Origin of the sequence: Allobosea sp. BH3, assembly GCF_025499465.1 — a bacterium.
Taxonomy (GTDB): Bacteria; Pseudomonadota; Alphaproteobacteria; order Rhizobiales; family Beijerinckiaceae; genus Allobosea.
In genome coordinates this window covers 44,782-70,312 of the sequence record NZ_JAIMCA010000001.1, presented here as the reverse complement: position 1 = coordinate 70,312, position 25,531 = coordinate 44,782, and the positions used below count along the sequence as shown (strand labels likewise).

At 67.2% G+C, this 25,531-nt stretch carries 27 protein-coding genes and 1 other RNA gene; 10 read left to right on the top strand and 18 right to left on the bottom strand.

What is annotated here, in order from left to right; all coding sequences use genetic code 11:
* Positions 1 to 131: 131 nt before the first annotated feature.
* Positions 132 to 2,129, bottom strand: coding sequence for a transketolase (gene tkt, locus BoBH3_RS00360; RefSeq protein WP_262328769.1), 1,998 nt, complete (start codon positions 2,127 to 2,129; stop codon positions 132 to 134).
* Positions 2,130 to 2,413: 284 nt separating this feature from the next.
* Between tkt and BoBH3_RS00355 the strand changes: the two genes are divergently transcribed.
* Together BoBH3_RS00355 and BoBH3_RS00350 are read left to right on the top strand one after the other, a co-directional pair.
* Complete coding sequence (locus BoBH3_RS00355; protein WP_262328768.1) at positions 2,414 to 2,725, top strand: DUF4164 domain-containing protein; 312 nt, start codon at positions 2,414 to 2,416, stop codon at positions 2,723 to 2,725.
* 66 nt (positions 2,726 to 2,791) lie between these two features.
* A complete protein-coding gene (locus tag BoBH3_RS00350) occupies positions 2,792 to 3,160 on the top strand; it encodes a cell division protein ZapA (RefSeq protein ID WP_262328767.1) in 369 nt (122 codons plus the stop codon).
* 150 nt (positions 3,161 to 3,310) lie between these two features.
* Here the strand turns inward: BoBH3_RS00350 and pal are convergent, their stop codons facing one another.
* Positions 3,311 to 3,814 carry a peptidoglycan-associated lipoprotein Pal gene (pal, locus tag BoBH3_RS00345; RefSeq protein WP_262329639.1) on the bottom strand — a complete coding sequence of 168 codons (504 nt, stop codon included), beginning with the start codon at positions 3,812 to 3,814 and terminating at the stop codon, positions 3,311 to 3,313.
* A gap of 338 nt (positions 3,815 to 4,152) precedes the next feature.
* Between pal and BoBH3_RS00340 the strand changes: the two genes are divergently transcribed.
* Positions 4,153 to 4,953, top strand: a complete 801-nt coding sequence (locus BoBH3_RS00340; RefSeq protein WP_262328766.1) for an aldolase — start codon at positions 4,153 to 4,155, stop codon at positions 4,951 to 4,953.
* A gap of 82 nt (positions 4,954 to 5,035) precedes the next feature.
* Here BoBH3_RS00340 and tolB read toward each other — a convergent pair whose 3' ends face one another.
* The 7 genes from tolB to ybgC form a co-directional block, all read right to left on the bottom strand.
* A complete protein-coding gene (tolB, locus tag BoBH3_RS00335; protein WP_410050550.1) occupies positions 5,036 to 6,373 on the bottom strand; it encodes a Tol-Pal system beta propeller repeat protein TolB in 1,338 nt (445 codons plus the stop codon).
* A 2-nt stretch (positions 6,374 to 6,375) separates the two neighbouring features.
* Positions 6,376 to 7,581, bottom strand: a complete 1,206-nt coding sequence (gene tolA, locus BoBH3_RS00330) for a cell envelope integrity protein TolA (protein ID WP_262328765.1) — start codon at positions 7,579 to 7,581, stop codon at positions 6,376 to 6,378.
* 29 nt (positions 7,582 to 7,610) lie between these two features.
* Entirely contained in the window at positions 7,611 to 8,060 is a 450-nt protein-coding gene (locus BoBH3_RS00325; RefSeq protein ID WP_262328764.1) for an ExbD/TolR family protein, read from the bottom strand.
* A gap of 3 nt (positions 8,061 to 8,063) precedes the next feature.
* Positions 8,064 to 8,774: a protein TolQ gene (gene tolQ, locus BoBH3_RS00320; protein ID WP_262328763.1), complete on the bottom strand. Its 711-nt coding sequence runs from the start codon at positions 8,772 to 8,774 to the stop codon at positions 8,064 to 8,066.
* A 368-nt stretch (positions 8,775 to 9,142) separates the two neighbouring features.
* Positions 9,143 to 9,607, bottom strand: a complete 465-nt coding sequence (locus BoBH3_RS00315; RefSeq protein ID WP_262328762.1) for a DUF2852 domain-containing protein — start codon at positions 9,605 to 9,607, stop codon at positions 9,143 to 9,145.
* A gap of 350 nt (positions 9,608 to 9,957) precedes the next feature.
* Entirely contained in the window at positions 9,958 to 10,614 is a 657-nt protein-coding gene (locus tag BoBH3_RS00310; RefSeq protein WP_262328761.1) for a TetR/AcrR family transcriptional regulator, read from the bottom strand.
* A 54-nt stretch (positions 10,615 to 10,668) separates the two neighbouring features.
* Complete coding sequence (gene ybgC, locus BoBH3_RS00305; RefSeq protein WP_316045070.1) at positions 10,669 to 11,073, bottom strand: tol-pal system-associated acyl-CoA thioesterase; 405 nt, start codon at positions 11,071 to 11,073, stop codon at positions 10,669 to 10,671.
* Positions 11,074 to 11,176: 103 nt separating this feature from the next.
* Between ybgC and BoBH3_RS00300 the strand changes: the two genes are divergently transcribed.
* Complete coding sequence (locus BoBH3_RS00300; protein ID WP_262328760.1) at positions 11,177 to 11,689, top strand: hypothetical protein; 513 nt, start codon at positions 11,177 to 11,179, stop codon at positions 11,687 to 11,689.
* A gap of 75 nt (positions 11,690 to 11,764) precedes the next feature.
* Here BoBH3_RS00300 and BoBH3_RS00295 read toward each other — a convergent pair whose 3' ends face one another.
* The 5 genes from BoBH3_RS00295 to ruvC form a co-directional block, all read right to left on the bottom strand.
* The gene (locus BoBH3_RS00295) at positions 11,765 to 12,310 is read right to left on the bottom strand and encodes a YbjP/YqhG family protein (protein ID WP_262328759.1); all 546 of its coding nucleotides are present in this window, start codon (positions 12,308 to 12,310) and stop codon (positions 11,765 to 11,767) included.
* Complete coding sequence (ruvB, locus tag BoBH3_RS00290; protein ID WP_262329636.1) at positions 12,307 to 13,332, bottom strand: Holliday junction branch migration DNA helicase RuvB; 1,026 nt, start codon at positions 13,330 to 13,332, stop codon at positions 12,307 to 12,309. Before ruvB ends, BoBH3_RS00295 begins: the two co-directional genes overlap by 4 nt.
* A gap of 23 nt (positions 13,333 to 13,355) precedes the next feature.
* The gene (locus BoBH3_RS00285) at positions 13,356 to 13,844 is read right to left on the bottom strand and encodes a GNAT family N-acetyltransferase (protein ID WP_262328758.1); all 489 of its coding nucleotides are present in this window, start codon (positions 13,842 to 13,844) and stop codon (positions 13,356 to 13,358) included.
* Positions 13,841 to 14,458 (bottom strand): Holliday junction branch migration protein RuvA, encoded by a 618-nt coding sequence (ruvA, locus tag BoBH3_RS00280; RefSeq protein ID WP_262328757.1) that lies wholly within the window; start codon positions 14,456 to 14,458, stop codon positions 13,841 to 13,843. The genes BoBH3_RS00285 and ruvA overlap by 4 nt, the downstream gene beginning before the upstream one ends.
* Positions 14,459 to 14,555: 97 nt before the next feature.
* The gene (gene ruvC / locus BoBH3_RS00275; RefSeq protein ID WP_262328756.1) at positions 14,556 to 15,068 is read right to left on the bottom strand and encodes a crossover junction endodeoxyribonuclease RuvC; all 513 of its coding nucleotides are present in this window, start codon (positions 15,066 to 15,068) and stop codon (positions 14,556 to 14,558) included.
* A 187-nt stretch (positions 15,069 to 15,255) separates the two neighbouring features.
* Here ruvC and BoBH3_RS00270 point away from each other — a divergent pair, with 187 nt between their 5' ends.
* Positions 15,256 to 16,038: a sulfite exporter TauE/SafE family protein gene (locus BoBH3_RS00270; RefSeq protein WP_262328755.1), complete on the top strand. Its 783-nt coding sequence runs from the start codon at positions 15,256 to 15,258 to the stop codon at positions 16,036 to 16,038.
* Between the two features lie 117 nt (positions 16,039 to 16,155).
* Here BoBH3_RS00270 and BoBH3_RS00265 read toward each other — a convergent pair whose 3' ends face one another.
* Positions 16,156 to 16,902: a YebC/PmpR family DNA-binding transcriptional regulator gene (locus BoBH3_RS00265; protein ID WP_262328754.1), complete on the bottom strand. Its 747-nt coding sequence runs from the start codon at positions 16,900 to 16,902 to the stop codon at positions 16,156 to 16,158.
* Positions 16,903 to 17,105: 203 nt separating this feature from the next.
* Between BoBH3_RS00265 and BoBH3_RS00260 the strand changes: the two genes are divergently transcribed.
* On the top strand, positions 17,106 to 18,044 hold the full coding sequence (locus BoBH3_RS00260) for an arginase family protein (RefSeq protein WP_262328753.1): 939 nt from the start codon (positions 17,106 to 17,108) through the stop codon (positions 18,042 to 18,044).
* Between the two features lie 19 nt (positions 18,045 to 18,063).
* Here BoBH3_RS00260 and BoBH3_RS00255 read toward each other — a convergent pair whose 3' ends face one another.
* The 3 genes from BoBH3_RS00255 to ssrS all read right to left on the bottom strand — a co-directional run bounded on the left by BoBH3_RS00255 (position 18,064) and on the right by ssrS (position 19,676).
* Positions 18,064 to 18,891 carry a TIGR00282 family metallophosphoesterase gene (locus tag BoBH3_RS00255; RefSeq protein WP_262328752.1) on the bottom strand — a complete coding sequence of 276 codons (828 nt, stop codon included), beginning with the start codon at positions 18,889 to 18,891 and terminating at the stop codon, positions 18,064 to 18,066.
* 54 nt (positions 18,892 to 18,945) lie between these two features.
* A complete protein-coding gene (locus BoBH3_RS00250) occupies positions 18,946 to 19,512 on the bottom strand; it encodes a 5-formyltetrahydrofolate cyclo-ligase (protein ID WP_262328751.1) in 567 nt (188 codons plus the stop codon).
* Between the two features lie 6 nt (positions 19,513 to 19,518).
* A non-coding RNA gene (ssrS, locus tag BoBH3_RS00245) (6S RNA) lies at positions 19,519 to 19,676 on the bottom strand.
* A 144-nt stretch (positions 19,677 to 19,820) separates the two neighbouring features.
* Here ssrS and ybgF point away from each other — a divergent pair.
* From ybgF to glmM, 4 genes are all read left to right on the top strand, one after another.
* Entirely contained in the window at positions 19,821 to 20,759 is a 939-nt protein-coding gene (gene ybgF, locus BoBH3_RS00240) for a tol-pal system protein YbgF (protein ID WP_262328750.1), read from the top strand.
* The gene (gene tilS / locus BoBH3_RS00235) at positions 20,756 to 21,802 is read left to right on the top strand and encodes a tRNA lysidine(34) synthetase TilS (protein WP_262328749.1); all 1,047 of its coding nucleotides are present in this window, start codon (positions 20,756 to 20,758) and stop codon (positions 21,800 to 21,802) included. Before ybgF ends, tilS begins: the two co-directional genes overlap by 4 nt.
* A 109-nt stretch (positions 21,803 to 21,911) precedes the next feature.
* Positions 21,912 to 23,837, top strand: coding sequence for an ATP-dependent zinc metalloprotease FtsH (gene ftsH / locus BoBH3_RS00230; protein WP_262328748.1), 1,926 nt, complete (start codon positions 21,912 to 21,914; stop codon positions 23,835 to 23,837).
* Between the two features lie 249 nt (positions 23,838 to 24,086).
* Positions 24,087 to 25,430, top strand: a complete 1,344-nt coding sequence (gene glmM, locus BoBH3_RS00225) for a phosphoglucosamine mutase (RefSeq protein ID WP_262328747.1) — start codon at positions 24,087 to 24,089, stop codon at positions 25,428 to 25,430.
* Positions 25,431 to 25,531 lie beyond the last annotated feature (101 nt).

Below are 25,531 nucleotides of genomic sequence, written 5' to 3'. Positions count from 1 at the left end.
ATTCGGCCAAAGCGTGGCCGAACGCAAGGGAAAACCGTCACTGCGAGCAGCGAAGCGACGAAGCCAGCTAGGGGGACGTCGAGCCTTGCCGCCCCTGGATTGCTTCGCTCTGCTCCCAATGACGGGAAACGTCAGCCGTTGTGACGCTTGATCGCGGCCTCGGCCACCGCTTCCGCCGTGATGCCGAAGTGCTTGTAGACCTCCTTGTAGGGGCCGCTGGCGCCGAAGGAGTGCATGCCGACGAAGCTGCCCTCGCGGCCGATGATCGCATCCCAGCCGAAGCGCACGCCGGCCTCGACCGCGACCTTGACCGGCGCGGAGCCGATGACGGCGTTCTGCGTCGCCTCGTCCTGCTCCAGGAAGAGCTCGAGCGAGGGCACCGAAACCACGCGGGCGCGCACGCCCTTCTCGGCCAGCAGCTTGCGGGCGTTGACGGCGAGCTCCACCTCGGAGCCGGAAGCGAAGAGCGAAACCTGCGCCTTGCCGCCTTCGGCCGGCAGAAGCTCGTAGGCGCCGGTGGCGCTGCGGTTCTTCACCGTTGCGTCGGTGCGAAGCTGCGGCAGGTTCTGGCGCGAAAGGGCGAGCACGGTCGGCCCCTTGGTGTGCTCCAGCGCATACTGCCAGGCCTCGGCGGTCTCGATGGTGTCGGCCGGGCGGAACACGCGCATGTTCGGCATCGAGCGCAGCGAGGCGAGATGCTCGACCGGCTGGTGGGTCGGGCCGTCCTCGCCAAGACCGATCGAGTCATGCGTCATGACATAGACGACCGGCAGGCCCATCAGCGCGGCTAGCCGCATCGAAGGGCGGGCATAGTCGGCGAAGACCAGGAAGGTGCCGCCCGCGGTGCGGAAGCCGCCATGCAGGTTGATGCCGTTCATCGCCGCAGCCATGCCGTGCTCGCGGATGCCGTAGCGGATGTAGCGGCCCTTCGGCGTCTTGGGCGTGAAGTCCTCGGCAGCCTTGACGCGGGTGTTGTTCGAGGGCGTCAGATCGGCCGAGCCCATCACCAGCTCCGGCATGATCGGGATGATGGCTTCCAGCGCCAGCTCCGAAGCCTTGCGGGTGGCGACGGCCTGCGGCGCGGCGACCAGCACCTTCTTGTGGGCGAGGATCGCCTTGTCGAGCTTGGCCGGCGGAGTGTGGCCGAGGCGGCGGGCGAACTCGCCGCGCTTGCGCTCGGACAGCGCCGCGAAACGATCCTGCCAGTCGCGGCGGGCGGCGACGCCGGCCGTGCCGTGGGCGCGCCAGGCCTTAAGCACCTCGGCGGCGACTTCGAAGGCGCCGCCGGTGATGCCGAGCTTCTGCTTGGCGGCGGTGAGCTCTTCGGCGCCGAGCGGCTCGCCATGGGCCTTGGAGGTGCCGGCCTTCTTCGGCGCGCCAAAGCCGATCACCGTCTTGCAGGCGATCATGGTCGGCTTGCTGGACTTCTGCGCGCGGCGGATAGCGGCCTCGATGGCGTCCGGATCATGGCCGTCGACGCGCTCGGCGCGCCAGCCACAGGCCTTGAAGCGCGCGACCTGGTCGACCGAGTCGGAGATCGAGAGCGGGCCGTCGATCGAGATGCCGTTATCGTCCCAGAGCACGATCAGCTTGTTGAGCTTGTGATGGCCGGCGAGCGCGATCGCCTCCTGGCTGATGCCTTCCATCAGGTCGCCGTCCGATGCCAGCACATAGGTGCGATGGTCGACGACCTTCTTGCCGAAGTCGGCGGCGAGCATGCGCTCCGCCATCGCCATGCCGACGGCGGTGGCCAACCCCTGGCCGAGCGGGCCGGTGGTGGTCTCGACGCCGGTCGTCATGAAGTTCTCGGGATGGCCCGGCGTCTTGGATTCGAGCTGGCGGAAGAGCTTCAGGTCGTCGAGCTCCATGCCCGGCGTGCCGGTGAGATAGAGCAGGGCATAGAGCAGCATCGAGCCGTGGCCGGCGGAAAGCACGAAACGGTCGCGGTCCGGCCAGCGCGGATCGGAAGCGTCATAGCTCATCACGCGGGTAAACAGCACGGCCGCGATGTCGGCCGCGCCCATCGGCAGGCCGGGGTGGCCGGACTTGGCCTTCTCGACGCCGTCCATCGCCAGGCCGCGGATGGCGTTGGCGAGCTTGTCGTGCTGGGCGCGGTCGATGCTGGTCATGATACTCTCGGGGTTCCGTCTGGCGGGCGGCTCGGCCGGGACTTCGGCTTCGAAAGGACGGGTGGATTAGGCCTTGCGCTCCGTCCAAGTCAATTCGGGATGCCCGCATTTTGGGCCCGCGGAGCCGGTTCGGGTCGGTTTTCCGTGAGGCTGAGTCTCAGCCTCGGTTGCCAAGCCATTGCGAAGCTGTGCTTCCCTGCAAAGGGGCGATTCCTGTTTTCCCGCGTTCTGCTGTAAATTCAGTCACGAATCGCGTGAGCCGGCTTCGATCTGAAAGGAGAGCGATGGTGGCGAGCCTGATGCTGGACAATGCGCTGGCGCGGCTGGATGGGGCGCTGGGACAGCTGGAAGCAGCCGCACGGCGGCGGATCGACGCGGAGCGCAGCCGCTCCAACCTCGAAACGGAACTGGCGCTGATGCAGGACGATCGGGCGCGGCTCGCGGCCGATCTCGACGGCGCGATGGCGCGACTCGGCCATGTCGAGACGGCGGCGGCCGATGTCGACCAGCGGCTGCAGCGGGCGATGAACGTGATCGGTGTGGTGATCGAGCGCGTGCAGGCCCAGCAGCCGGTCGAGCCGGAGATGGAAGAGTAAGGGCGTAAACAGGATCCGGTTTGGGGGGAGCCGGAGGCTGAAAACGAGAAGAAGGCAGGAAAGCACATGCCGCAAGTCAACGTCATGATCGCCGGGAAGGCCTATCGCATGGCCTGCGGAGAGGGCGAGGAAGCCCATCTGGAAGGTCTCGCGCGGCTCTATGACGAGAAGATCGGAGAGATGCGGCAGGCCTTCGGCGAGATCGGCGACATGCGCCTGCATGTGATGGCGGCGCTGATGGTGACCGACGAGGTGCATGAACTCAGACAGCGCGTGGGACGGCTCGAGGCCGACCTCGCAGCGACGCAGGGCAATGCCGGGGCGATCGACCGACGCCTGACCGAGATCGAGGATCGCGCGGCGGAAGCGCTGGTCGCTGCGGCCGAGCGAATCGAGGGCGTGGCGAAGAGCCTGATCCCGACGGCGGTGGGGTAACGCTGTTCGTCATGCTCGGGCTTGACCCGAGCATCTCGGAAACCAGCGTCTTCCGGTCATGAGATTCTCGGGTCAAGCCCGAGAATGACGGCAAACAAAAAAGGCCCCGGACGATGTCCGGGGCCTTTCCTTTTCGCGTTGCCGCGGCGATCAGACGCCGCCGGCGCCGTCCAGCACCGTGACGGCACGGCGGTTCTGGGACCAGCAGGAGATGTCGTTGCAGACCGCGACCGGGCGCTCCTTGCCGTAGGAGATCGTGCGAATGCGGTTGGCGGGGATGCCGCGCGAGGCGAGGTAGTCACGCACCGTCTGGGCGCGACGGGCACCGAGCGAGTAGTTGTATTCGCGGGTGCCGCGCTCGTCGGCGTGGCCTTCGACGGTGAAGGTGTAGCGCGGATAGCGCTGCAGCCAGGCGGCTTGCTTGTCCAGCGTCGCGGTCGCGGTCGAGGTCAGGTCGGTCTGATCGGTCTCGAAGAACACGCGGTCGCCGACATTGACGACGAAGTCCTGCGCGCTGCCCGGGGTCGCGGCGCCGCCGGCGCCGAAGCCCGAGCCATCGGCATTCTGGTCCTTCGAGCACGCGCCGAGCGCGAGCGTGGCGGCGAGGGCGGCGGCGAAGCGGACCGTGCGGCCGCCGGCGAAAAGGGTGGTCATCATGGCTGAACTCCGGGCGATCGAATCTTGTTCAAAAATCTCTTGGCGTCGCGCTTCAGGAACGGCTTCGCGTGGCTCCATCAATGAAGCGTCAACCTAAACGAGACCTTGCCAGAACAAGGCGAAGTGGCGGCATTAGGGCATATGGTTAACCAATTATGGCGAAAGGCAATTTCGGCAGCGGCTGTGCTGCAAGCGCTACATTTCGTGGCTTGCGAAAGAAGCTTGCAAATCGGCATGGCAATTGCAGCGCTTGTTTCGCCATCTGAACCTATCGTTCGGCCAGATTTGGCTGGATATTAGCTCGATTTCACTTTTCCCGCCGACCGGAGATCTCCATGGCCCACTCCCTCAAGTCCGGTGCTGCATATGCCGCGCCTGCCCGAGGTCCGAACCAGCCCGATCTCGACTCCGAACCGGTATGGGAGGCGCGCCGCGACCTTGCGGCGACGTTCCGCATGGCCGCGCGCTACGGCTTCGAGGAGGGGATCTGCAATCACTTCTCCGCATTGGTGCCGGGCTATGACGACCTGTTCATCGTCAATCCCTATGGCTGGGCCTTCCGGGAACTGACGGCCTCGAAGCTCCTGATCTGCGACTTCCACGGCAATGTCGTTTCCGGTGAAGGGCAGCCGGAGGCCACGGCCTTCTACATCCATGCCCGGATCCACAAGAACATCCCGCGCGCCAAGGTCGCCTTCCACACGCACATGCCCTATGCGACGGCGCTCTCGATGACGGAGGGGGACCCGCTGGTCTTCGCGGGGCAGACGGCTCTCAAGTTCTACGGCCGCACCGTCGTCGACCGCGATTATAACGGGCTGGCGCTCGACGAGCGCGAGGGCGACCGCATCGCTGCCGCGGTCGGTGACGCCGATATCGTCTTCATGAAGCATCATGGCGTGATGGTGCTCGGCCCGAACATCGCCGAGGCCTGGGACGATCTCTATTATCTGGAGCGGGCCTGCGAGGTTCAGGCGCTGGCGCTCGCGACGGGGCGCCAGGTCCTGCCGGTCAAGCCGGAGATCGCCGAGGCGGCCTATCGCCAGATGCGCGAGGGCGATCCGGAATCGGCGCGCCTGCACCTGGCTTCGATCCGCCGACAGCTCGATGCCGAGGAGCCGATCTATCGCGATTGAGCCCGGCATGGCGCCAAAGCAAAAGCCGCCCGAGATCGTCGGGCGGCTTTCCGAAATACAAGAGTGAGGGGCTCTTCTCGCCTCAACGACCGCCGCTGAGCAGCGGTGACCAGGTCGGGTCCGAAGCGAAGGCCGGGGTCGGGACCGGCACTTCGACGCGGCCGGTGATATCGACCATGTAGAGTTTGCCGCCGGATTGCCCGCCGGGATCGCGGAAGAACATGATGTACTGCCCGTTCGGCGCCCAGTTCGGGGCCTCGTTGTGGAAGCCCTCTGTGAGGATGCGCTCGCCCGAGCCGTCGGGGCGCATCACGCCGATGGCGAAGCCGCCGCCGCCCTGGCGGGTGAAGGCGATCAGGTCCCCGCGCGGAGACCAGGCCGGCTGCGAATAGCGACCCTGGCCGAAGGAGATGCGCTGGCCCTCGCCGCCGGCCGCCGGCATCACATAAAGCTGCTGCTGGCCGCCGCGGTCGCTCTCGAAGGCGATGCGCGCGCCGTCCGGGGAATAGGAGGGCGAGGTGTCGATCGCCGCCGTCGAGGTCAGCCGCATCGTGGTGCGTGAGCCGATGTCGATGGCGTAGAGATTGGAATTGCCGCCCTGCTGCAACGAGAGAACGACGCGCTGGCCGTTGGGCGCAAAGCGCGGGCTCGAGCTCATGTCGGGGAAGTTGCCGACGATCTGGCGCTGGCCGGTCTCGATGTTGAGCACCTGCACGCGCGGCTGCTCGCCCTGGCGCTGCGACATGAAGGTGACGTCCTGCGAGACCGGGGAATAGCGCGGCGTCACCACCGAGACGTTGCCGTCGGTCAGGTAGCGCACATTGGCGCCGTCCTGGTCCATGATGGCGAGGCGCTTGCGGCGGCTCTCCTTCGGGCCGGATTCGTCGACGAAGACGACGCGCGTGTCAAAGAAGCCGCCAAGCCCGGTGACCTTGCTGAAGATCGCGTCCGAGATGATGTGGCCGACACGGCGGGCGTTGTTCGGATCGGTGAAATACTGCTGACCGTCGGTCTGGGTGCCGGTCGCCACGTCCCAGAGGCGAAATTCGGTGCGCAGGCGCCCGCCGTCGCGCGCAACGCGGCCGGTGACCAGCGCCTGCACGCCGGCCGCCTTCCAGGCGTCGAAGCGCGGCGCGTTGTCAAAGGGCGGGTTGGGTTCGGGAAAGCGAGCCTTGTCGACCGGCAGGAAATAGCCGCAGCGCTTCAGGTTGTTGGCGATGACGCCGGAGACCAGCACGCCGCCCTCGCCGCCGAAATCGGCGATAGCGATCGGCATCGGCTGGAAGCTGCCGCCGCGCAGGTCGATGACGAGCTCGGCGCGGGCGGCCGCGGGCACGAGAAGGGCTGCGCCGGCGGTCGCCAGCAGGCTGCGGCGCGTCGGGGCGGACGCCAGCAGCGGAAGGGGAGTGCGGTCGATCAGGGTCACAGTACGTCCCTTGCGTCGAAATTGACGACGACATCACGCCAGTCGTCATAATAGGCGGCGAATTGAGCCGGAATGCGCAACGGTGCGCAGCGTCGGGTTGCGGTCAGCGCCGAATCGGCGGCGACACGGAAAAGCGGGTCCGAGGACGAATTGATCACGCCCGGCTGACCGGCGAGCGAGCCATCCGTGTTGAGCTTCATCCTGACGGACGGCACGATACTGGCGCCGCCCTGGGCGTTAGCGAGCGCGATCGGCACGTTCCAGCACTTCAGCAACTGGTCCTGGATGATGCCGATGAGCTGCGCGCGCAGCGAGGGGCTGAGCTTCTGCGCGGAGCCGCGTTCGGTGCCGAGCGAGGCGGTGCGGTTGACCTGCGGCGCCGACGAGCCGGAAGACTGGGCCTTTTCCTTCGACTGCAGCAGCCGCTCGATGTCGCTGGCGTTGAAGTTCTTGGCCACCTCGAGTTCGCGCTTGGCCTTGGCTTCGGCCTCCCGCTTGGCCTTCGCTTCGGCGGCGATCTTGGCCTTCTCCTCAGCCTCTGCCTTGGCCTTGGCGGCGGCCTCGGCCTTCTCCTTGGCAGCCTTGTCGGCTTCGGCCTTGGCGAGCGCCTCGGCCTTTACCTTGGCCTCGGCGAGGCGCTTGGCCTGGGCGTCGGCTTCAGCCTTCGCCTTGGCCGCAGCCTTCTGCTCTTCCTCGGCCTGCTTGGCCTTGGCGGCGAGCTCCGCCTCCTCGGCGAGCTTCGCCTGCGCCTCGCGCTTCTGCTCGGCCTCCTGCGCGGCGGCGGCCTCGCTCTTCTGCGGCGGCTGCTTGGCGGCCTCCGGCGGTTTGGCTTCGGGCTTCGGCGCCTCGGCTGTGCGGGTCGGCGGCAACGGCGCGGAGGCGTTCTCGTCAGCGGTCTTCAGCTCGGCCGGGCGGGAGGGCGGGGCGGGCGCGTCGGTCTTGGCCTCGCCGGCCTCCTTGCGCTCCGTCACCTCGGACTGGCGCTCGGCGCGCGGCTTGGGCTCGGCCTCGACCTTCTGGGCGTTGCGCTCGCCGCGCGTCACCTGGTTCAGCGCGCTGGGGTCGACGAGCTCGACGGCGATGGCTTCTTCGTTCTCCGGCAGCGGCGTCGGCGACGAGAACGCCAATAGCCCCGCGACGAGGACCGTCGCGTGGCCGAGCGCCGACATCAGCATGCCAGGTTCGGAGGTCGAAAGCTTCACGCCCTTAACATCCCTACGCTTCTACGCCTTCAGCGGTTCGCCGGCTCGGTGACCAGCGCGACGCGCTTGTAGCCGGCCGAGGTGATGGTCGACATCACCGAGGCAACCCTGCCGTAATCCACCTGCCTGTCGCCGCGCACATAGATGCGCTCGTCGAAGCCCTGCTTGGCGAGGCCCTGTAGCTTCGCTGCGAGATCGGGCTCCAGCGTCGGCTGATCCTGCAGGAAGATCTGGCCCTTGCTGTCGATGGCGATGGTGATCGGCTTCTGATCGACATTGATCGGCTTGGCGCCGGTCTGCGGCAGATCGAGCGGCACACCGGTCGCGATCAGCGGCGCGGCGACCATGAAGATGATCAGCAACACAAGCATGACGTCGATGAACGGCGTCATGTTGATCTCGGCGATGGCGCCGTGACGGCGCCCGCGACGGCCCCGGCGGGAGCCGCCCTTAGCGGCTGTGGCTGCAGACATACCCATCGGTCAGGCCGCCATGCGTTCGTCGATCTGCCGCGACAGGATCGCGGAGAATTCGTCGGCGAAGGCTTCCAGCCGGCCCTGTGCCTTGGCGACCTCGGCCTGCAGCTTGTTGTAGGCCATCAGGGCGGGGATCGCGGCGAAGAGGCCGATGGCGGTGGCAAAGAGGGCTTCCGCGATGCCGGGCGCGACCACGGCGAGCGAGGAGTTCTTCGAGACCGCGATCGCGGTGAAGGAATTCATGATGCCCCAGACCGTGCCGAACAGGCCGATGAAAGGCGCGGCCGAAGCGATGGTGGAGAGCACGAGCAGCTTCGATTCCAACCGCTCGGTCTCGCGCTGGATGGTGACGTCGAGAACCTTGTCGATGCGCTGCGAGAGGCTGGCGACGGAGCGGCCGCCATTCTCGAAGGAGCGCTTCCATTCCCGCATCGCTGCGACAAAGACCGCGGCCATGTCGTTGACCGGCTGGCCCGCGAGATCGCGATAGAGCTCCTCCAACGAGCGGCCCGACCAGAAGCCCTCTTCGAAGGCGTCCATGTCCTTGCGGGTACGGCGGTAGAGCAGCGTCTTGTCGATGATGATCGACCAGCACCAGACCGAGGCACCGAGCAGGCCCATCATGACCAGCTTGACGACAATGTGAGCGTGCCAGAAAAGCGTCCAGAACGACATGTCGATCTGCGGCGCGGCCTGCGCGACGTCGGCGGGGTTCATCCTGTCATCCTTCTACACAGGCGGTATGGCCGATTTCCGAGCCGGGAGATCCTTGCTCCCGGTCCGGGCTCCGGCCCAAACCCCGCCGCTCGCGTCGCGGGAGACCCACGCCGCCGCCCGTTTCCGCGATCGGGGAAAATGCCGTATCCCGTCAATCGCGCGTGAATCCGGCGAAAGATGGGCCGAAACGGGGTTTCCCACGAAACGCATGCTCCAGATCGAGTTAAGCATCCAGCAAGGTTAATGCCGGGTATACGGCGGGTTCGCGCATGCCTCTCCGACGCGCCGGGAAAAGAAAAACCCGCTCCGTTTGCACGGAGCGGGCGAGATCGGCGCAGACGCTGCGCGTCAGGATTGCAGAGCTGGCTTCAGGCCGCGTCGGGCTGGGCGGAGGGCGGGCTCGGCGGCGTGGGCCGCTGGCTACGGCGCTCGGTCATGAACTGGTCGAACTCGGCCTTGTCGCGGGCCATGCGCAGCCGGCCCAGGAAATCCTGGAACTCGCGCTGCTCCTCCTCGAGGCGGCGCAGCGTTTCGCCGCGGTACTCGTCGAAGGCGCGGTTGCCGCTCGAAGGCTCGCGTCCCCAGCCGCCAAAACCGCCGAAGCCGCGGCCTTCACGGCCAGCCATGCGCTCCCGCATGCGGTCCATCTTGTCCTGCAGGCGGTTCATCCGGTGCTCGTAACGGTCTCCCGCGTAACCACAACCCATGCGTCCACTCCAGAAAAGAAAGGCCAGGGTCGCCAGACCCAGGGGCCAGAACACGATGAAACCGAGAACCGCGAAGGCGATCCAGGCTCCCTTCCCATATTGATCCAGCTTCTCGACGATCGGCATTGTCCTCCTCCGCGTCCCATGACGTGAATGTAAATCACATTTACATAAATGGCCCCGGTCGCCCGGCTTGTCAAGATGGATATGGGGGAGGGCTGTCGGTCAGGCGAGCTGGGCTGTTGCCCGGGGCGGTCCCGATGCCTGAGAGCGGAACGCGCGAATACGACGCTTCCTGGTCGTGCGCGGCTTCTCCATCACGTTCGGGCTTGTCCCACCATCCAGCTATTTGCTGATCGAAAGCGGTGTTCAAGATGTGGCTGCTCGCCACGGAGGCGAGCATGACGGGGACTGGATGGCTGCCCTGCTTGGGTGCCTAGCTCAGGCTTCCGGCCTGCTCCGGAACGGCGGCGCGCTCAGTCGTCCGAAGCGGGCCCGTCGCCGCCGATGCCCAAGCCCTGCAGATAGATCAGCGTTCCGGCCTCGAGCAGCTCGGCCGCCGACATCGGCAGCGGGCGGCGCCCGCCATCGGCACGGCCGAAGAGGGCGGCGATACCGTGGGACATCGCCCAGATATGCAGCGCCATCATCAGGGCGGGGGGGCGCTTGCCCTGCGGCAGCAGCGCGATCAGCGCCTCCGCGGATTGCCGCAGCGCCGCGAAGGCTCGTTCGGCGGCGGCGCGCAGCTCGGGGCTGGCATCGAGCGGCACGCCGGCCTCGAACATCGCCGAGTAATAGGCCGGCTCGTCATGGGCGAAGGCGAGGTAAGCGCGACCGAGCCGCTGGAAGGCGGTCTCGGGGTCGGGCCGGCCCTGGTCCCAGGCTCGCGTCAGCGCCGCCTCGAAGGCCAGGAAGCCGCGGGTCGCGACATCGGCGAGAAGCTCGTCGCGGTCGCGGAAATGGCGATAGGGCGCCGCGGGGCTGACGCCGGCGAGACGTGCGGCTTCCGCGAAGGTGAAGCCGTTTGGTCCCTTCTCGCCGATCAGTCCGAGCGCGGCCCGCACCAGCTCCTCCTTGAGGTTGCCATGGTGATAGCCGCGGGGATGTTCGGGCCTGTCGCGCTTCCAGCTCATGTAAAGAGCGCTAACATGGGGGCGGGTCCGGCGTCGACGGTGCTGTTCATCGTGTCAGTCGTCGAGCATTAGCCGCTTGCGGAGCCCATCGGGGATGCGCCTGGCCCGGCCGCCGCCGACGCAGGCGACCTTGACCTGCGCCGTGATCAAGACTTCCTCGCCGCGCAGCACGCGCTGCTCGAGGTCCATGGTGGCGCCGCGTGCCTCGACGGAACGCGTCTCGATGGTCAGCAGATCGTCCATCACGGCGGCGCGCAGGAAGTCGATGGTCATCTTGCGGACCGCGAAGCCGAGCGCCGTCTCGCCGTCGAAGAGCTCGCGCTGCTCGACGCCGAGCGCGCGAATCAGCTCCGTGCGACCGCGTTCCATGAAGCGCAGATAGGAGGCGTGGTAGACGACGCCGGAGAAATCCGTGTCTTCATAATAGACGCGGACAGTGATCTGATGGGTCTTGGTCATGGTGGCCGGCATAGTCGTCGCGACGGCTGCAGGCAAATAGTGGAACCAGGAGGCGCCGCCGCGGGTAGCAGAAGGGGCTGGGTAAAACAGGAAGGAGACGCATATGTCGCTTTCGGCCAAGGCACTGGAGCGCCTGCTCGACAAGTCGGAGTTCGGCCTCGTCGCGCGCACCCGCAGGGGCAAGCTCGCGGATGAGAAGGACCAGGATCTACGCGACCTCTCCCGGACGCTGCGCGAACGCCGCGACAAGGCTCGCACCGTCGCGCGCCAGCAGCGCCGCGAGTTCCGCGGCAAGGCTGCTCCGCAGGGCACGCGTCCGGCGACCGACAATCACGGCAGCAAGGCGAAGGCCGATGCGCTGACCGTGGCGCTGAAGCGGGTCGGCGCCGAGCAGACGCGCCGCGCCGAGAAGTTGCGGGCCCCGAGCCAGCGCAGCATCGCCCGCAAGGCGCTCGCCCTGAAGCAGCGCGAGCAGGCGCCGACGCGTCCCGCGAGCCGGACCGCAGGCAAGGGCATGCGATCCGTCGAGAATCCAAAGGCTGCGAAATCTGGCGCGCTCAAGGATGCCGGCGCTCGTCCCGCCATGATGCGCTCGAAGATCGCCCGGCAGTCGTAGCGGGCAGCGAAACCCGCCTGTTTGGAAACTTGTAGCGCTCCTCAGGATGAGGGCTGCAGGTTTTCGAATGGGCGCTCAGCGCTTGCAGGGCTTATCCATGAAGGAGCCGCAGTCATAGGGCTGCGAGAGAGCCTCGCGGATCGAATAGCTCTTGCCCTCGAACTGGTTGACGATGTCGTCGATGCGCCAGCCGCCGTTCTCGCGCAGCATCTGGAACTGGACGATGACGGGTTTGCCGAAGCTGCGGAAGTTCGCCACCACCGTCGCCTTGCCGGCTGCAACCGGCAGCGTATCGAGGCTCAGCTTCTTGATCTCGCCATCCTGGCCGTTGAGGAAAGGATCGGCGCCGATCTGGCCCATATCGCCGCTCTCGTCCTGGTAGAGATCGTCGCGGGCGAAGAGCGCGGCGAGGCTCTTGCTCATCAGCCTGTCGCGATGCGGCGGGCGCCAGGCCGGCGGCGGAGCCTTGCCCTTGGCGGCGAGCACCTTGATCGTGATGGCATAGCCTTCTTCGACCGGCCCGCGCGGGACGTCGTCGCCTGCGTGCGCCGAGATCGCCAGGGCCGCGAACAGGCCCGTCAGGGCAAGCGCCAGAGCGACATTCCGAAAGATCTGCCTCACGCCTCGTCCTCGTCGCTTCCGAACAGCCCGAACTGCGCCGTCTCGCGCGATGGCTCGGGCATGCCGAGATGGCGGAAGGCGTGGGGCGTCAGGAGCCGGCCGCGCGGCGTGCGCTGGATGAAGCCCTGCTGCAGCAGGAAGGGCTCGATGATCTCTTCGATCGCATCGCGCGGCTCGGAGAGTGAGGCGGCGATGGTCTCGATGCCGACCGGGCCGCCGCCGAAGTTGATCGCCACGGTGGTGAGGTAGCGCCGGTCCATCTGGTCGAGGCCGATGGCGTCGACATCGAGCAAGGAGAGCGCCTTGTCGGCGACCTTGCGCGTGACGATCGGATCGCCGTCGACGATGGCGAAGTCCCGCACGCGCCGGAGCAGGCGGCCGGCGATGCGGGGTGTCCCTCGGGACCGCTTGGCGATCTCGTTTGCGCCGTCATCCGACATCGGCACGCCGAGCACGCGGGCGCCGCGCGCGACGATGCCCTGCAACTCCTCGACCGTGTAGAACTGCAGGCGGATCGGGATGCCGAAGCGGTCTCGCAGCGGCGTGGTCAGCAGGCCTGCGCGCGTGGTGGCGCCGACGAGGGTGAACTTGGGCAGGTCGATCTTGACCGAGCGGGCTGCCGGGCCCTCGCCGATGATCAGGTCGAGCTGGTAATCCTCCATCGCTGGGTAAAGGATTTCCTCCACCGCCGGGTTGAGGCGGTGGATCTCGTCGATGAAGAGCACGTCGCGCTCTTCGAGATTGGTGAGCTGAGCGGCCAGGTCGCCGGCCTTGGCGATGACGGGGCCGGAGGTCGAGCGGAAGTTGACGCCAAGCTCGCGCGCGACGATCTGCGCCAGCGTCGTCTTGCCCAACCCCGGCGGGCCGACGAAGAGGACATGGTCGAGCGCATCGCCCCGCGTGCGGGCGGCGTTGATGAAGACCTGCAGATTGGCGCGCGCCGCAGCCTGGCCGGTGAAATCGGACAGCGAGAGCGGCCGCAGCGAGGTTTCGCTGTCGTCGTCACGGCGCTCGGCCGTCATCAGCCCCGAGCGTTTCGGCTCGCTCACAGCGCGATCTCCAGTTCGATGGCGTCGTGGATCGGAATGTCCTTGTACCCCGTCTTGATGATGGTCGGCACCACGGAGCGATAGGCGTCGATGGCTTCGAGATAAAGCCCCGAAAGACGAAAGCCGCGGCGCTGGTAGAAGGTCAGCCCCGGCATGTTGTCATTGGTCAGCATCGCCTTGACCTTCTTCGCGCCGGCCTTGCGGGCGGCGAAGAGGACGGCGTCTAGCATGCGGATGGCAACGCCTTCGCCGGGCTTCAGCGAATGGAGCGCGCAGAGATAGGCGGTCTCGCCACGGGCGGTCCAGCTCGCCAGCGCTGCCGTCTCACCATCGGGCGTGAACAGGCCGAGCGCATCGATCTCGGCGACGTCGTAGACATGCAGGCCGATCATCATGCTGTGCGAGCCCCAGGCCGCCATCATAATCCGCAGCAGCTCGCTCTTGTCGGTGACGACCCGCAGCTCGAGCCGCTCGGGCGCGGTCACTTCGCCAGTTCCTTCAGGCCCAGCTTGATGAGCTGGGCCGTGCCGGCGCCTTCTCCCGCGGCCTTGGAGGCTGCGGCGACGGCGGCGACGGCCTGCGCCTGCGGATAACCGAGATTGGCGAGCGCCGAGACGGCGTCGGCGATGGGTTGCGGCAGCTTCCGGTCTTCCAACGCGCCGGAGAGCTGGACGACGCCGGGGTCGATATGGCCGAAGGCGGGCGCCTTGTCCTTGAGCTCGGCGCAGAGGCGCTGGGCCAGCTTGGGGCCGACGCCCGGTGCGCGGGCGATGGCCGCCTTGTCATTGGTGGCGATGGCGGCGGCGAGCGCTCCGGGCTCGAGCGTCGAGAGGATCGCGAGCGCGACCTTGGCGCCGACGCCCTGCACGACCTGCATCAGCCGGAACCAATCCCGCTCGACATCGGACATGAAGCCGTAGAGGCGGATCGCATCCTCGCGGACATGGGTCTCGATCGAGAGGGAGGCTGCCTCGCCGGGCTTCGGCAGGCGCTGCAGCGTGCGCGCCGAGCACTGCACGACATAGCCGACGCCCTGCACGTCGATGATGACGTGGTCCTCGCCATAGGAATCGATCAGGCCCTTGAGCTTGCCGATCATGGATTTTCTCCAGGCGTCATCCCGGGCGACCGGAGGGAGACCCGGGATGACCCGGGGGAGGGGGCGGCGCGGAAAATGTCGATCGGCAGCATGGCCGTCATGACGCCTTCAACTGCGCGACCAGCGCCTTCATGCCGCGATGCTGGGCGTGGCAGATCGCGACGGCAAGCGCATCCGCCGCGTCGGCCGAGCTTGTCTCGGCCTTGGGCAGCAGCACGCGGATCATCGCCTGGACCTGCTTCTTGTCGGCATGGCCGACACCGACCACGGTCTTCTTGACGAGATTGGCGGCGTATTCCGCGACGCCGAGGCCGGCCAGAGAGGGCACCACCAGAGCGATGCCGCGGGCCTGGCCGAGCTTCAACGCCGACTGTGGATCGCGGTTGATGAAGGTTTCCTCCACCGCCACCTCATGCGGGCGATGGGCGGAAATGACCTTGTGCAGTCCCTCATGGAGCTGACGCAGGCGCTCGCCCAGCGAAAGGTTGCCGTCGCTCTCGATGCAGCCGCAGGCGACGAAGGAGAGTTTGCTGCCTTCCGAGACGACGATGCCCCAGCCGGTCTTCCGGAGGCCGGGGTCGATGCCGAGAATGCGAATCGGTGGGTTCATGCGTGGATCAGCCTAGACCTTGGACATGCTTTGTTCCATGCCGCTTCCTAACGATCCACTTCCAGATGATGGCGATCGATGAACGCCGCGCATCGGTCACATCACATCGACGGGGGTTGCCGCCCCGGCCGCTTCGTCGTTGGTGCGAAGCGTCACGCGCCCCACAAGCTCCCCGACCTGCCGGATCATGCCTGAATTCCTCGCCTCGTTCTTTCCCGGCGTTTCCGCATCCGGCCTGTTCGTGCTGTTGGGGGCGACGCTGCTCGGCGGGCTGGTGCGCGGTTTCACCGGCTTCGGCTTCGCCATGGTGTTCATGCCGCTGGCTTCGATGATCCTGGGCCCGGTGGCGGCGCTGGGGCTCATCTGGTGCATCGACCTGCCCTTCGCCCTGCCGATCGCTGCACGCAACGCCCGGCAGGCCGAATGGCGGGAGGTAGCCCCGCTGCTCGTGACCGCGACGCTGGCCTTGCCCGCCGGCATCTGGCTGCTGATCTGGCTCGACCGCGAGACGATGCGCTGGATTCTCGCCGTGCTGATCCTGACCGCGGTCGCCCTGATGGCCTCGGGCTGGCGCTATCACGGCCGGCCGGGCATTCCGCTCTCGCTGGGCGTCGGCGTGCTGTCGGGCCTGTTCAACGGCATGGCCTCGATCGGCGGCATGCCGCTCGCGGTGTTCTGGCTCGGCGCGCAGCGCAACGACCGGCACAAGACCCGCGCCAATCTCCAGACCTTCTTCGGCGTCGCGACGCTGATCTCCGGCGCCATCCTCTGGCGCAGCGGCATCCTGACCATGGCGGCGTTGACGATGGCCCTGCCGCTGATGGCGGTCTATGGCGCCGGCATGTGGGTGGGAACGCACGGCTTCCGGCTCGCGAACGAGATCACCTTCCGCCGCATCGCCTACCTGGTGATCTTCCTCAGCGCGCTGATCAGCCTGCCGCTGTGGGACGCCGTGATCGGGCGGAACTGAAAGCCGAGATGCTCGGGCTTTACCCGAGCATCTCGTGACCAGGAGGCTGCGGAGGTTTTTCCTGCCCGAGATTCTCGGGTCGCCGCTTCGCGCGCCCGAGAATGACGGGTGATCCGATCAGGCGCTGAGCTTTGCCATGATGTCGTCGGCGATCTCGAAATTGGCGAAGACGTTCTGGACGTCGTCGTCGTTGTCGAGGGCTTCCATCAGCCGCATCATCGAGGCGGCCTTCTCCTCGTCGAGCGGGGCCGTCGTGGTCGGGCGCCAGACGGGCTTGGCCGAGGCGGGCGCGCCGAGCGAGGCCTCGAGCGCCTTGGAGACCTCGTTCAGGCTGTCGAAGGCGCAGAGGATGGTGTGGCCGTTCTCGTCGGAGATGACGTCGTCGGCGCCGGCCTCGATCGCGGCCTCCATCACCTTGTCGGCGTCGCCGGCCTCCGGCGGATAGCTGATCTCGCCGACGCGGTTGAACATGAAGGAGACGGAGTTGCTCTCGCCCATCGCCCCGCCGGACTTGGTGAAGTAGGAGCGGACGGCCGAGGCCGTGCGGTTGCGGTTGTCGGTCAGCGCCTCGACGATGACGGCAGCGCCGCCGGGGCCGTAGCCTTCGTAGCGAACCTCATCGTAGTTGTCGCCTTCGCCGCCTGCCGCCTTGTTGATGGCGCGCTGGATGTTGTCCTTCGGCATGTTCTCGGCGCGTGCGGCGAGCACGGCCATGCGCAGGCGCGGATTCATCGCCGGGTCGGGCATGCCCATCTTGGCGGCTACGGTGATTTCGCGGCCCAGCTTCGAGAACAGCTTGGCGCGCACCGCGTCCTGCTTGCCCTTGCGGTGCATGATGTTCTTGAACTGTGAATGGCCGGCCATGGGAATTCAGCCTCTGGTCTTGCAACGGTCGAACGGGCGCTCGCGGCCCCGGATAAGAGCATGCGGCGGATTGTCGGCTTATAGGCGCCGCCTTCACCGGCAGGCAAGCCGGCACGGCGCAATCGCCACTTTCCCGATCCGGCCCGTTGCCCCAACGTTGGACCGAGCCGCATAGTCGCCATCTGCCGCGTCCGGGGTATCACATGCGTTTCGATATTCCTTGCCCTCCCGCTGGCGGAGACACCTTTCTGGGTGGCGACAACGTCGCGGTCGATGCCGTTCCGAAAGGAGCGGTCGTGGCGATCGGCGCAGCAGGCGCTACGCCCTATGGGCCGGGCGCGCCGCTCTGCGGGGCAGCGCCGGCGGCGATCCGCGCAGTCAGCAAGCGGCATGCGCCCAATCGTGCGCACTACGATTTCGATCTAGGCGGCCCCTTGCTGCCTCCGGGAAAGACACTCGTGGATTCTGGCGACATCGTCTTCGACGCGGATGATTTCGCCGGCAACCGGGCCCGGATCGAGGCGACCTATTCAGCGCTACTGACGCGGGGTGCCGCGCCCCTGCTGCTCGGAGGCGACGACAGCGTCCAGATCCCCGCCCTGAGAGCCTTCGCGGCGCATCGCGACATCACGGTGGTACAGATCGATGCGCATATCGACTGGCGCGACGAGGTGCAGGGCGAGCGCTTCGGGCTGTCCAGCACGATGCGGCGCGTCTCGGAGCTCGAGGGCGTGAAGGCGATGGTGCAGATCGGCGCCCGCGGCATCGGCAGCGCCCGCCCATCGGACGTGGAGGATGCCCGAGCCTGGGGTGCCATGATCGTCGACATGCAGACCCTGCGGGCGAAGGGCCTCGCTCATGCGAGCGGCTGTGTTCCGGAAGGGGTGCCGGTCGTCATCTGCCTGGATGTCGACGGACTGGACCCGTCCGCCGTCCCGGGCGTCACGGGCTTCGCGCCGGGCGGCCTCAGCTATGCCGATGTCGTCGAACTGCTCAATGGCATTGCCGAGCGCGCGCCGATCATCGGCTTCAACGTCGTCGAGTTCGTGCCGGAGAACGACATCGGTGGTGTCGGGGCTCGAACCGTGTGTCGTCTCGCGATGCTGGGAGCGGGCCTGCTCGCGAGGAGTGCGGCAGCCTAGCTGCTGTGACGCGGCAGCTTCAGCCGTCGATCCAGGCTGTAGGTAGGGCCTCGCTCAGATTGGGACCGACGCGCACGGCCCAGACCGCCTTCGCCAGACCCGTCGTGTCGTCGATCTCGACGGCGACGCCGGACAGCGTGCCTTCGCCGGTCGCGGGTTCCAGCCGCGCGCCCGGCGTCTTCTGCAGGAAGCGGCGCACCGGCTCGTCCTTCTGCATGCCGAGCACGGAATCGTAGTCGCCGCACATGCCGGCATCGGACTGGAAGGCGGTGCCGCCGGGCAGGATGCGGGTGTCGGAGGTCGGCACATGGGTGTGCGTGCCGACGACGAGGCTGGCGCGGCCGTCGAGGAAGCAGGCCATGGCCTGCTTCTCGCTCGTCGCCTCGGCATGGACATCGACGATCACCGCATCGGCGACGGCGCCGAGCGGGCAGGCGGAAAGCTCGCGCTCCACCGCGGCGAAGGGATCGTCGAGCGGGTCCATGAAGAGCCGACCCATGACGCTGACGATGAGGACGCGAGCGCCGTTGCGCGCCTCGATCACGGCCGCACCGCGGCCCGGCGTTCCGGCCGGGTAGTTGGCGGGGCGGATCATCCGGTCCTGCCTCTCGATGAAGACGAGAGCCTCGCGCTGGTCCCAGGAGTGGTTGCCGAGCGTGACGACATCGGCGCCGGCCGCCAGGATTTCGTCGCAGATCGCCTCGGTGATGCCGAAGCCGCCGGCTGCGTTCTCGCCATTGATGACGACACAGTCGAGCTTCCAGGCCTCGCGCAGGCCGGGCAGGCGCTCCTGCACCGCGATCCGGCCGGGGCGGCCGACGATGTCACCAAGGAAGAGAAAACGCATGGAACTGATCCGGGAGCCTCGAAGCTCCTTCCCTCGCGCGAAGGCGCGGCGGAATCAACTGCAGCGGATGGTTTCGCGTTCGGTCACGATCCAGTCCAGGCGCTGGTCATGCGGTTCGTCGGGTACGGCAGCGATCTCCTGCACCGCGTACCCGATGCCGACGCTTATGACCGGGCCGAGCTCCGTCAGCGCGCGGTCGTAATAGCCCTTTCCGTAGCCGATGCGATAGCCGCGCCGGTCGAAGGCGGCGAGCGGGACAAGTAGTATGGCGGGCTTCGCCACGGGCTCGGCCGGGGAGGGGACGAGCGTGCCGAAGCCGCCCGGCACGATCGGCTCATAGGGCGCCCAGCGCCGGAAGATCATGTGCTTCTCGACGATGGCCGGCAGGCAGAGCGGCAGGCCGCGCCGGTGCAGCTCTTCGAGGACGGGGCGGGGATCAGCCTCGGAGCGCATCGGCCAATAGGCCGAGACCGGTCCGGATGCGTTATCCCAGATCGGCAGCGCGAGTACGCCTGCGGCAATCTCGGGGTCCCATTCGAGCCGGTCGTCGATCTCGAGCGCGTCGCGGCGCGTGAGCGCGGCTTCGCGCAAGGCTGCTTTGAGGGGGGAAGGCGTCGTCATGAGGGCTGCGGAGCCACCTTGGCCGTGGAGTTTTGAATCCCGGGACACCTACTAAAGTAGGTGGGCGCCGTGTGTCCGGTTCCAAGGGATCCGGACAGGGACAGCTCCCTAGGGAGTCGTATGGGCCCGGGGAATGCTGTCTCTCACGCACCAGGCAGCCCCGCTCCCGCAATGTAGGCAAGGCGCCGGCAAAGCGCCAGAGGCGATTTAGCCCTGCGAGCGCATCGGGCTATGAAGATGTTCATATTTTGGCCGCGGTGAGCAGGTGATATAACACTGTGCGACATATTCGGAATCGGCTTTCATCGATGCTTAGCTTCATCATTGCCCGCCATCTCGCCCGCCCGGGCCTGACCGCTCTCGCCGTTGCAGCGGCATTGTTCGGCGCCGCCCCCGCTTCGGCGCAGGATGCGGCCGATCTGCTCGTCCGCACGACGCGGCTGGAGAACCAGCTTCGCCAGATGTCCGGCCAGATCGAGCAGCTCCAGTTCGAGAACCGCCGTCTCAGCGACCAGCTCCGCAAGTTCCAGGAAGATGTCGATTTCCGCCTGAACGAGAAGGGTGGCGGGCGCTCGGCCGCTCCGTCGGCTCAACCGCCGGCCGGGGCCGCTCCTGCACAGCAGCGGCAAAAGCGCAGCGACGCCTTCGATCCCACGATGCAGCAGGGCGCGGCCGGCGCGCCGCAGCAGCTCGGTGGCACTGGCAGCATCGCCAGCATCATCCAGGGCGAGGATGAAGAGCCGAGTGGGCCGGCGACAGGCCAGCCGCTCGATCTGCAGGGCGTCGGTCGGCCGGTGCCGCAGGGCGCGCTGCCTCAGGCCATGCCGCGCGGCCAGAGCGTTGCCGCTGCCAGCGGCCCGGCCACGGCGAAGGAGGCTTACGACCTCGCCTTCGCTTCGCTCCAGCGCAAGGAATACGAGCAGGCGGAGATGGGGTTCCGTCAGTTCCTGCAGAGCTATCCGCGCGACAGGATGGCGGTGGACGCGACCTACTGGCTGGGCGAGAGCTATCTGCAGCGCCAGCGCTATCGCGAGGCGGCCGAGCAGTTCCTGAAGATCTCGCGGGAATCGCCGCGTGCCGCCAAGGCGCCGGACAGCCTGCTCAGGCTCGGCATGTCCCTCAACGGCCTCGGCGCCAAGGAGCAGGCCTGCGCGACCTATGCCAAGGTCGGCGTCGACTATCCCGCGGCTTCCGACTCGGTGCGGCAGGGCGTCGCCCGCGAGCGGCGCCGTTCCGGCTGCGCTTGAGCGCTGCGCCCCAAATCGAGCAGGTGTTTCCGCCGGTCTCGGTCTCCGAGGCCGGCGTGCTTTTTCGGGAATTGGCGGAGGAGGCGGCGCTGCTGGTCGCCGTCTCGGGCGGTCCCGACTCCATCGCCTTGCTTGGTCTTCTCGTCGAGTGGGCACGCATGCCGGGCCGGCCGAGGCTCCATGCCGCAACGGTCGATCACGGCCTGCGGCCGGAATCCGCCGTGGAGGCCGCGGCCGTCGCGACGCTTTGCGAGAGGCTTGGAGTGCCGCATGCAACACTGCGATGGGAGGGCCTGAAGCCCGCCACCGCTCTGCAGGCCGCGGCGCGCAGTGCGCGTTACGATCTGCTGGTGCGGGAGGCGCGGCGGATCGGCGGCGCGGTGCTGGTGACGGCCCATACGCTCGACGATCAGGCCGAGACGCTGCTGATGCGGCTCGCCCATGGCTCCGGCCCCTCCGGCCTCACTGGCATGCGCGCCCGCGTCGAGAAGGACGGCGTGCCGCTCGTGCGGCCGCTGCTCGCCATTCCGAAGGCGCGGCTCGTCGCAACGGCCGAGGCGCGCAACCTGCCTTTCGTCCGGGACCCGAGCAATGCCGACCAGCGCTTCGAACGCGTGCGCTGGCGTGAGGCGCTGCCGTTTCTGGCCGAGCAGGGGCTGACGGCGGAGCGCTTCGGGCGGCTGGCGCAACGCGTGGCGCGGCTGGACGAGGCGGCGTCGCGGCGTGCCGAGGAGGTGCTTGCGGCGGTGAGGCTGCCCGGAGAAGCCATGGGCTTGCGGTTCGATGCGCTGGCGCGGGAGCCCGAGGAGATCGTGCTGCGCGTGCTGGCATCGGCGCTCGATGCGGTCGCGCCCGGCGGCGAGGCCTATGGCCGGCTGGAGCGGCTGGAGGATTGCGCGCAGGCGCTGCTGGAGGCCCAGAGGACCGGCGCCGCCTTGAGACGGACATTGTCCGGCTGCATCGTTGCGCTCCGGAGCGGCGGCATATTGACGTTGATGCCCGAAGGGCCGCGGCGACGCGGTGTTCACCCTGCGACATCATAGTGCGGGCCTGTGATCTGTTTCCCTTGGCAAGGAGGCAGGTCGCTCCTAGATTAGTCGAGGAAACCCTTGGCCTTATCCGGTTGAACCGGCAGGCCCGATCGGACTGGTGATGAATCCGAATTTTCGCAATTTCGCCCTCTGGGTCGTGATCTTCCTGCTGGTGCTGGCTCTGGTGACGCTGTTCCAGAGCCCGAGCCAGCGGTCGAGCACCAACGAGATCCCCTACAGCCAGCTCATCAACGAGGCCGAGGCCGGCCGCGTCTCGAACGTTGTCGTGGCGGGGCAGGAGATTTCCGGCTCCTTCTCGGATGGCCGCAGCTTCGTCACCTATGCCCCCTATGGCGACCCGAACCTGCTGAAGACCATGGCGCAGAAGGGCGTCCAGGTCTCCGCCCGCGCGCCCTCCGAGGGCACGCCTTGGTTCATGGCGCTGCTCGTCAACTCGCTGCCCTTCGTCATCTTCATCGGCCTGTGGATCTTCATGTCCCGCCAGATGCAGAACGGCGCCGGCCGGGCCATGGGCTTCGGCAAGTCGAAGGCCAAGCTCCTGACCGAAGCGCATGGCCGCGTCACCTTCGAGGATGTCGCCGGCATCGACGAGGCCAAGGAAGACCTGCAGGAGATCGTCGAGTTCCTGCGCGATCCGCAGAAGTTCCAGCGGCTGGGCGGACGCATCCCGCGCGGCGTGCTGCTGGTCGGCCCTCCTGGCACCGGCAAGACGCTGACGGCGCGTGCCGTCGCCGGCGAAGCTAATGTGCCGTTCTTCACCATCTCCGGCTCTGACTTCGTCGAGATGTTCGTCGGCGTCGGCGCCAGCCGCGTCCGCGACATGTTCGAGCAGGCCAAGAAGAACGCGCCCTGCATCATCTTCATCGACGAGATCGACGCGGTCGGCCGCCATCGCGGCGCCGGCCTCGGCGGCGGCAATGACGAACGCGAGCAGACGTTGAACCAGCTCCTCGTGGAGATGGACGGCTTCGAGCCGAACGAGGGCGTCATCATCATCGCCGCGACCAACCGTCCCGACGTGCTGGACCCCGCCCTGCTGCGTCCGGGCCGTTTCGACCGCCAGATCGTCGTGCCGAACCCGGATGTTGCCGGCCGTGAGAAGATCCTGCGCGTCCATGTCCGCAAGGTGCCGATGGCGCCGGATGTCGACCTCAAGATCCTCGCCCGTGGCACGCCTGGCTTCTCCGGCGCAGACCTGATGAACCTCGTCAACGAGGCGGCCCTGCTCGCGGCCCGTCGCGGCAAGCGCATGGTCACCCATGCCGAGTTCGAGGACGCCAAGGACAAGGTCATGATGGGCGCCGAGCGCAAATCGATGGCGATGTCCGAGGAAGAGAAGAAGCTGACCGCCTATCACGAGGCCGGCCATGCCATCGTCGGGCTCTATGTCCCGGCCGGCATCCCGGTGCACAAGGCGACGATTATCCCGCGTGGTCGCGCGCTTGGCATGGTCAAGTTCCTGCCGGAGGGCGACCGCTACTCGATGAAGTACAAGGAGTTCACCTCGCAGCTCGCTGTCGCCATGGGCGGGCGCGTGGCGGAGGAGATCACCTTCGGCCGCGAAAACATCACCTCTGGCGCCACCGGCGACATCCAGCAGGCGACCAAGATGGCCAAGGCCATGGTCACACAGATGGGGTACTCGGACGAACTCGGCATGGTCGCCTACGGCGACAATCAGGACGAGGTCTTCCTGGGCATGTCGATGGGCCGCAGCCAGGCGATTTCGGAATCGACCGCGCAGAAGATCGACGCCGAGGTGAAGAAGCTGGTCGACACCGGCTATGCCGACGCCAAGGCGATCCTCACCGAGCACCATGACGAGTTCGTCAATGTTGCAGAGGCGCTGCTCGAGTTCGAGACGCTGACCGGCGAGGAAATCCGCGACCTGATCGCCGGCAAGCGCCCCTCGCGCGATGTCGACGACACGCCGCATGCCCCGCGCGGCTCGGCCGTGCCGAGCGCCGGCAAGGGCCGCAAGCGCGGCGAGCCGGATGCCGGCATGGAGCCGCAACCGCAGGTTTGATCTCGCGGTTCGGCGAAGGAATAGGAAAGGGCGGCCGAGAGGCCGCCCTTTTCCGTTCGTGATCGTTTCCTATCCGCGAGCCAGTCCCGAGTCTCTCTAGGGCCGCTCGGGGTGACATACCTCCATCGCGCACGAGACGGGATGCCGGTCCCATGTCACGTTCCGTCATAATTTGTGAGAAGGCGGAAAGGTTTTTTGGTTATAGAAACCGTGAAAATGAGCGCGACGCGCCTCTCGGAAACACATTTCATGACACGCAAATACTTCGGAACGGACGGCATCCGCGGGCGGGCGAACGGCGTCATCACGCCCGACCTCGCCCTGAAGGTCGGGCAGGCCACCGGGCTCGCCTTCCGCCGCGGCGAGCATCGCCACCGCGTCGTGATCGGCAAGGACACCCGGCTCTCGGGCTACATGATCGAATACGCCATGGTCGCCGGTTTCACCTCGGTCGGCATGGACGTGATGCTGCTCGGCCCGATTCCGACGCCGGGCGTCGCCATGTTGACCCGCTCGATGCGAGCCGATCTCGGCGTGATGATCTCAGCTTCGCACAACCCTTACGAGGACAATGGCATCAAGCTGTTCGGGCCGGACGGCTACAAGCTCAATGACGAGGTCGAGCGCGAGATCGAGTCGCTGGTCGATGCCGATCTCGGGCCACGGCTTGCCAGTTCGCAGAAGCTCGGCCGGGCCAAGCGCATCGACAGCGCCGCCGCCCGCTATGTCGAGTTCGCCAAGCGCACCATGCCGCGCAACATGAGCCTCGAAGGCCTGCGCATCGTGCTCGATTGCGCCAATGGTGCGGGCTACAAGGTGGCGCCTGAGGCGCTCTGGGAACTGGGCGCCGAGGTCATCATCATCGGCGACGAGCCGGACGGCTTCAACATCAACCGCGATGTCGGCTCGACCCATCCTTCGACGCTGGTGGCGAAGGTCAAGGAATTGCGGGCCGATGTCGGCATCGCGCTCGACGGCGATGCCGACCGCGTCCTGATCGTCGACGAGCAGGGGCAGATGGTCGATGGCGACCAGCTCATGGCCGTTATCGCGCGCTCCTGGATGGAGGATGGCCGGCTCTCAGCGCCGGGTATCGTCGCGACCGTGATGTCCAATCTGGGGCTGGAGCGCTATCTGGCGGGCCTTGGCCTCTCGCTCGCACGCACGGCGGTCGGAGACCGCTATGTGCTGGAGCATATGCGCAGCCACGGCTTCAATCTGGGCGGCGAGCAGTCCGGCCACATCATCCTCTCGGATTTCGGCACGACCGGTGACGGGCTTGTCGCGGCGCTGCAGCTTCTCGCGGTGGTGAAGCGCATGGACAAGCCGGTCTCGGAGGTCTGCCACTGCTTCGAGCCGCTGCCGCAGATCCTCAAGAACGTGCGCTATAAGAAGGGGCGCCCGCTCGAGGAGCAGCCGGTCGTCAAGGCGATCGAGGCGGCCAAGCAGCTTCTCGGCGAGAGCGGCCGCCTCGTCATCCGCCCCTCCGGCACCGAGCCGGTGATCCGCGTGATGGCCGAGGGCGACGACCGAGACCTCGTCGAGCGCGCGGTGGACGATGTCGTCGAGGCGGTGACGAAGGCGGCGGCCTGATCTGCAGAACGCGTCATGCTCGGGCTCGACCCGAGCATCTCTTGCCGGAAGAAGCTCGCGCGCCCTCTCGTTCTGAGATTCTCGGGTCTGCGCTTCGCTTC

Coding starts and splice junctions, on each gene's coding strand:
- tkt (WP_262328769.1), bottom strand. CDS start 2,129: ATGACCAGCATCGACCGCGCCCAGCACGACAAGCTCGCCAACGCCATC.
- BoBH3_RS00355 (WP_262328768.1), top strand. CDS start 2,414: ATGGTGGCGAGCCTGATGCTGGACAATGCGCTGGCGCGGCTGGATGGG.
- BoBH3_RS00350 (WP_262328767.1), top strand. CDS start 2,792: ATGCCGCAAGTCAACGTCATGATCGCCGGGAAGGCCTATCGCATGGCC.
- pal (WP_262329639.1), bottom strand. CDS start 3,814: ATGACCACCCTTTTCGCCGGCGGCCGCACGGTCCGCTTCGCCGCCGCC.
- BoBH3_RS00340 (WP_262328766.1), top strand. CDS start 4,153: ATGGCCCACTCCCTCAAGTCCGGTGCTGCATATGCCGCGCCTGCCCGA.
- BoBH3_RS00325 (WP_262328764.1), bottom strand. CDS start 8,060: ATGGGTATGTCTGCAGCCACAGCCGCTAAGGGCGGCTCCCGCCGGGGC.
- tolQ (WP_262328763.1), bottom strand. CDS start 8,774: ATGAACCCCGCCGACGTCGCGCAGGCCGCGCCGCAGATCGACATGTCG.
- BoBH3_RS00315 (WP_262328762.1), bottom strand. CDS start 9,607: ATGCCGATCGTCGAGAAGCTGGATCAATATGGGAAGGGAGCCTGGATC.
- BoBH3_RS00310 (WP_262328761.1), bottom strand. CDS start 10,614: ATGAGCTGGAAGCGCGACAGGCCCGAACATCCCCGCGGCTATCACCAT.
- ybgC (WP_316045070.1), bottom strand. CDS start 11,073: ATGACCAAGACCCATCAGATCACTGTCCGCGTCTATTATGAAGACACG.
- BoBH3_RS00300 (WP_262328760.1), top strand. CDS start 11,177: ATGTCGCTTTCGGCCAAGGCACTGGAGCGCCTGCTCGACAAGTCGGAG.
- ruvB (WP_262329636.1), bottom strand. CDS start 13,332: ATGACGGCCGAGCGCCGTGACGACGACAGCGAAACCTCGCTGCGGCCG.
- ruvA (WP_262328757.1), bottom strand. CDS start 14,458: ATGATCGGCAAGCTCAAGGGCCTGATCGATTCCTATGGCGAGGACCAC.
- ruvC (WP_262328756.1), bottom strand. CDS start 15,068: ATGAACCCACCGATTCGCATTCTCGGCATCGACCCCGGCCTCCGGAAG.
- BoBH3_RS00270 (WP_262328755.1), top strand. CDS start 15,256: ATGCCTGAATTCCTCGCCTCGTTCTTTCCCGGCGTTTCCGCATCCGGC.
- BoBH3_RS00265 (WP_262328754.1), bottom strand. CDS start 16,902: ATGGCCGGCCATTCACAGTTCAAGAACATCATGCACCGCAAGGGCAAG.
- BoBH3_RS00260 (WP_262328753.1), top strand. CDS start 17,106: ATGCGTTTCGATATTCCTTGCCCTCCCGCTGGCGGAGACACCTTTCTG.
- BoBH3_RS00255 (WP_262328752.1), bottom strand. CDS start 18,891: ATGCGTTTTCTCTTCCTTGGTGACATCGTCGGCCGCCCCGGCCGGATC.
- BoBH3_RS00250 (WP_262328751.1), bottom strand. CDS start 19,512: ATGACGACGCCTTCCCCCCTCAAAGCAGCCTTGCGCGAAGCCGCGCTC.
- ybgF (WP_262328750.1), top strand. CDS start 19,821: ATGCTTAGCTTCATCATTGCCCGCCATCTCGCCCGCCCGGGCCTGACC.
- ftsH (WP_262328748.1), top strand. CDS start 21,912: ATGAATCCGAATTTTCGCAATTTCGCCCTCTGGGTCGTGATCTTCCTG.
- glmM (WP_262328747.1), top strand. CDS start 24,087: ATGACACGCAAATACTTCGGAACGGACGGCATCCGCGGGCGGGCGAAC.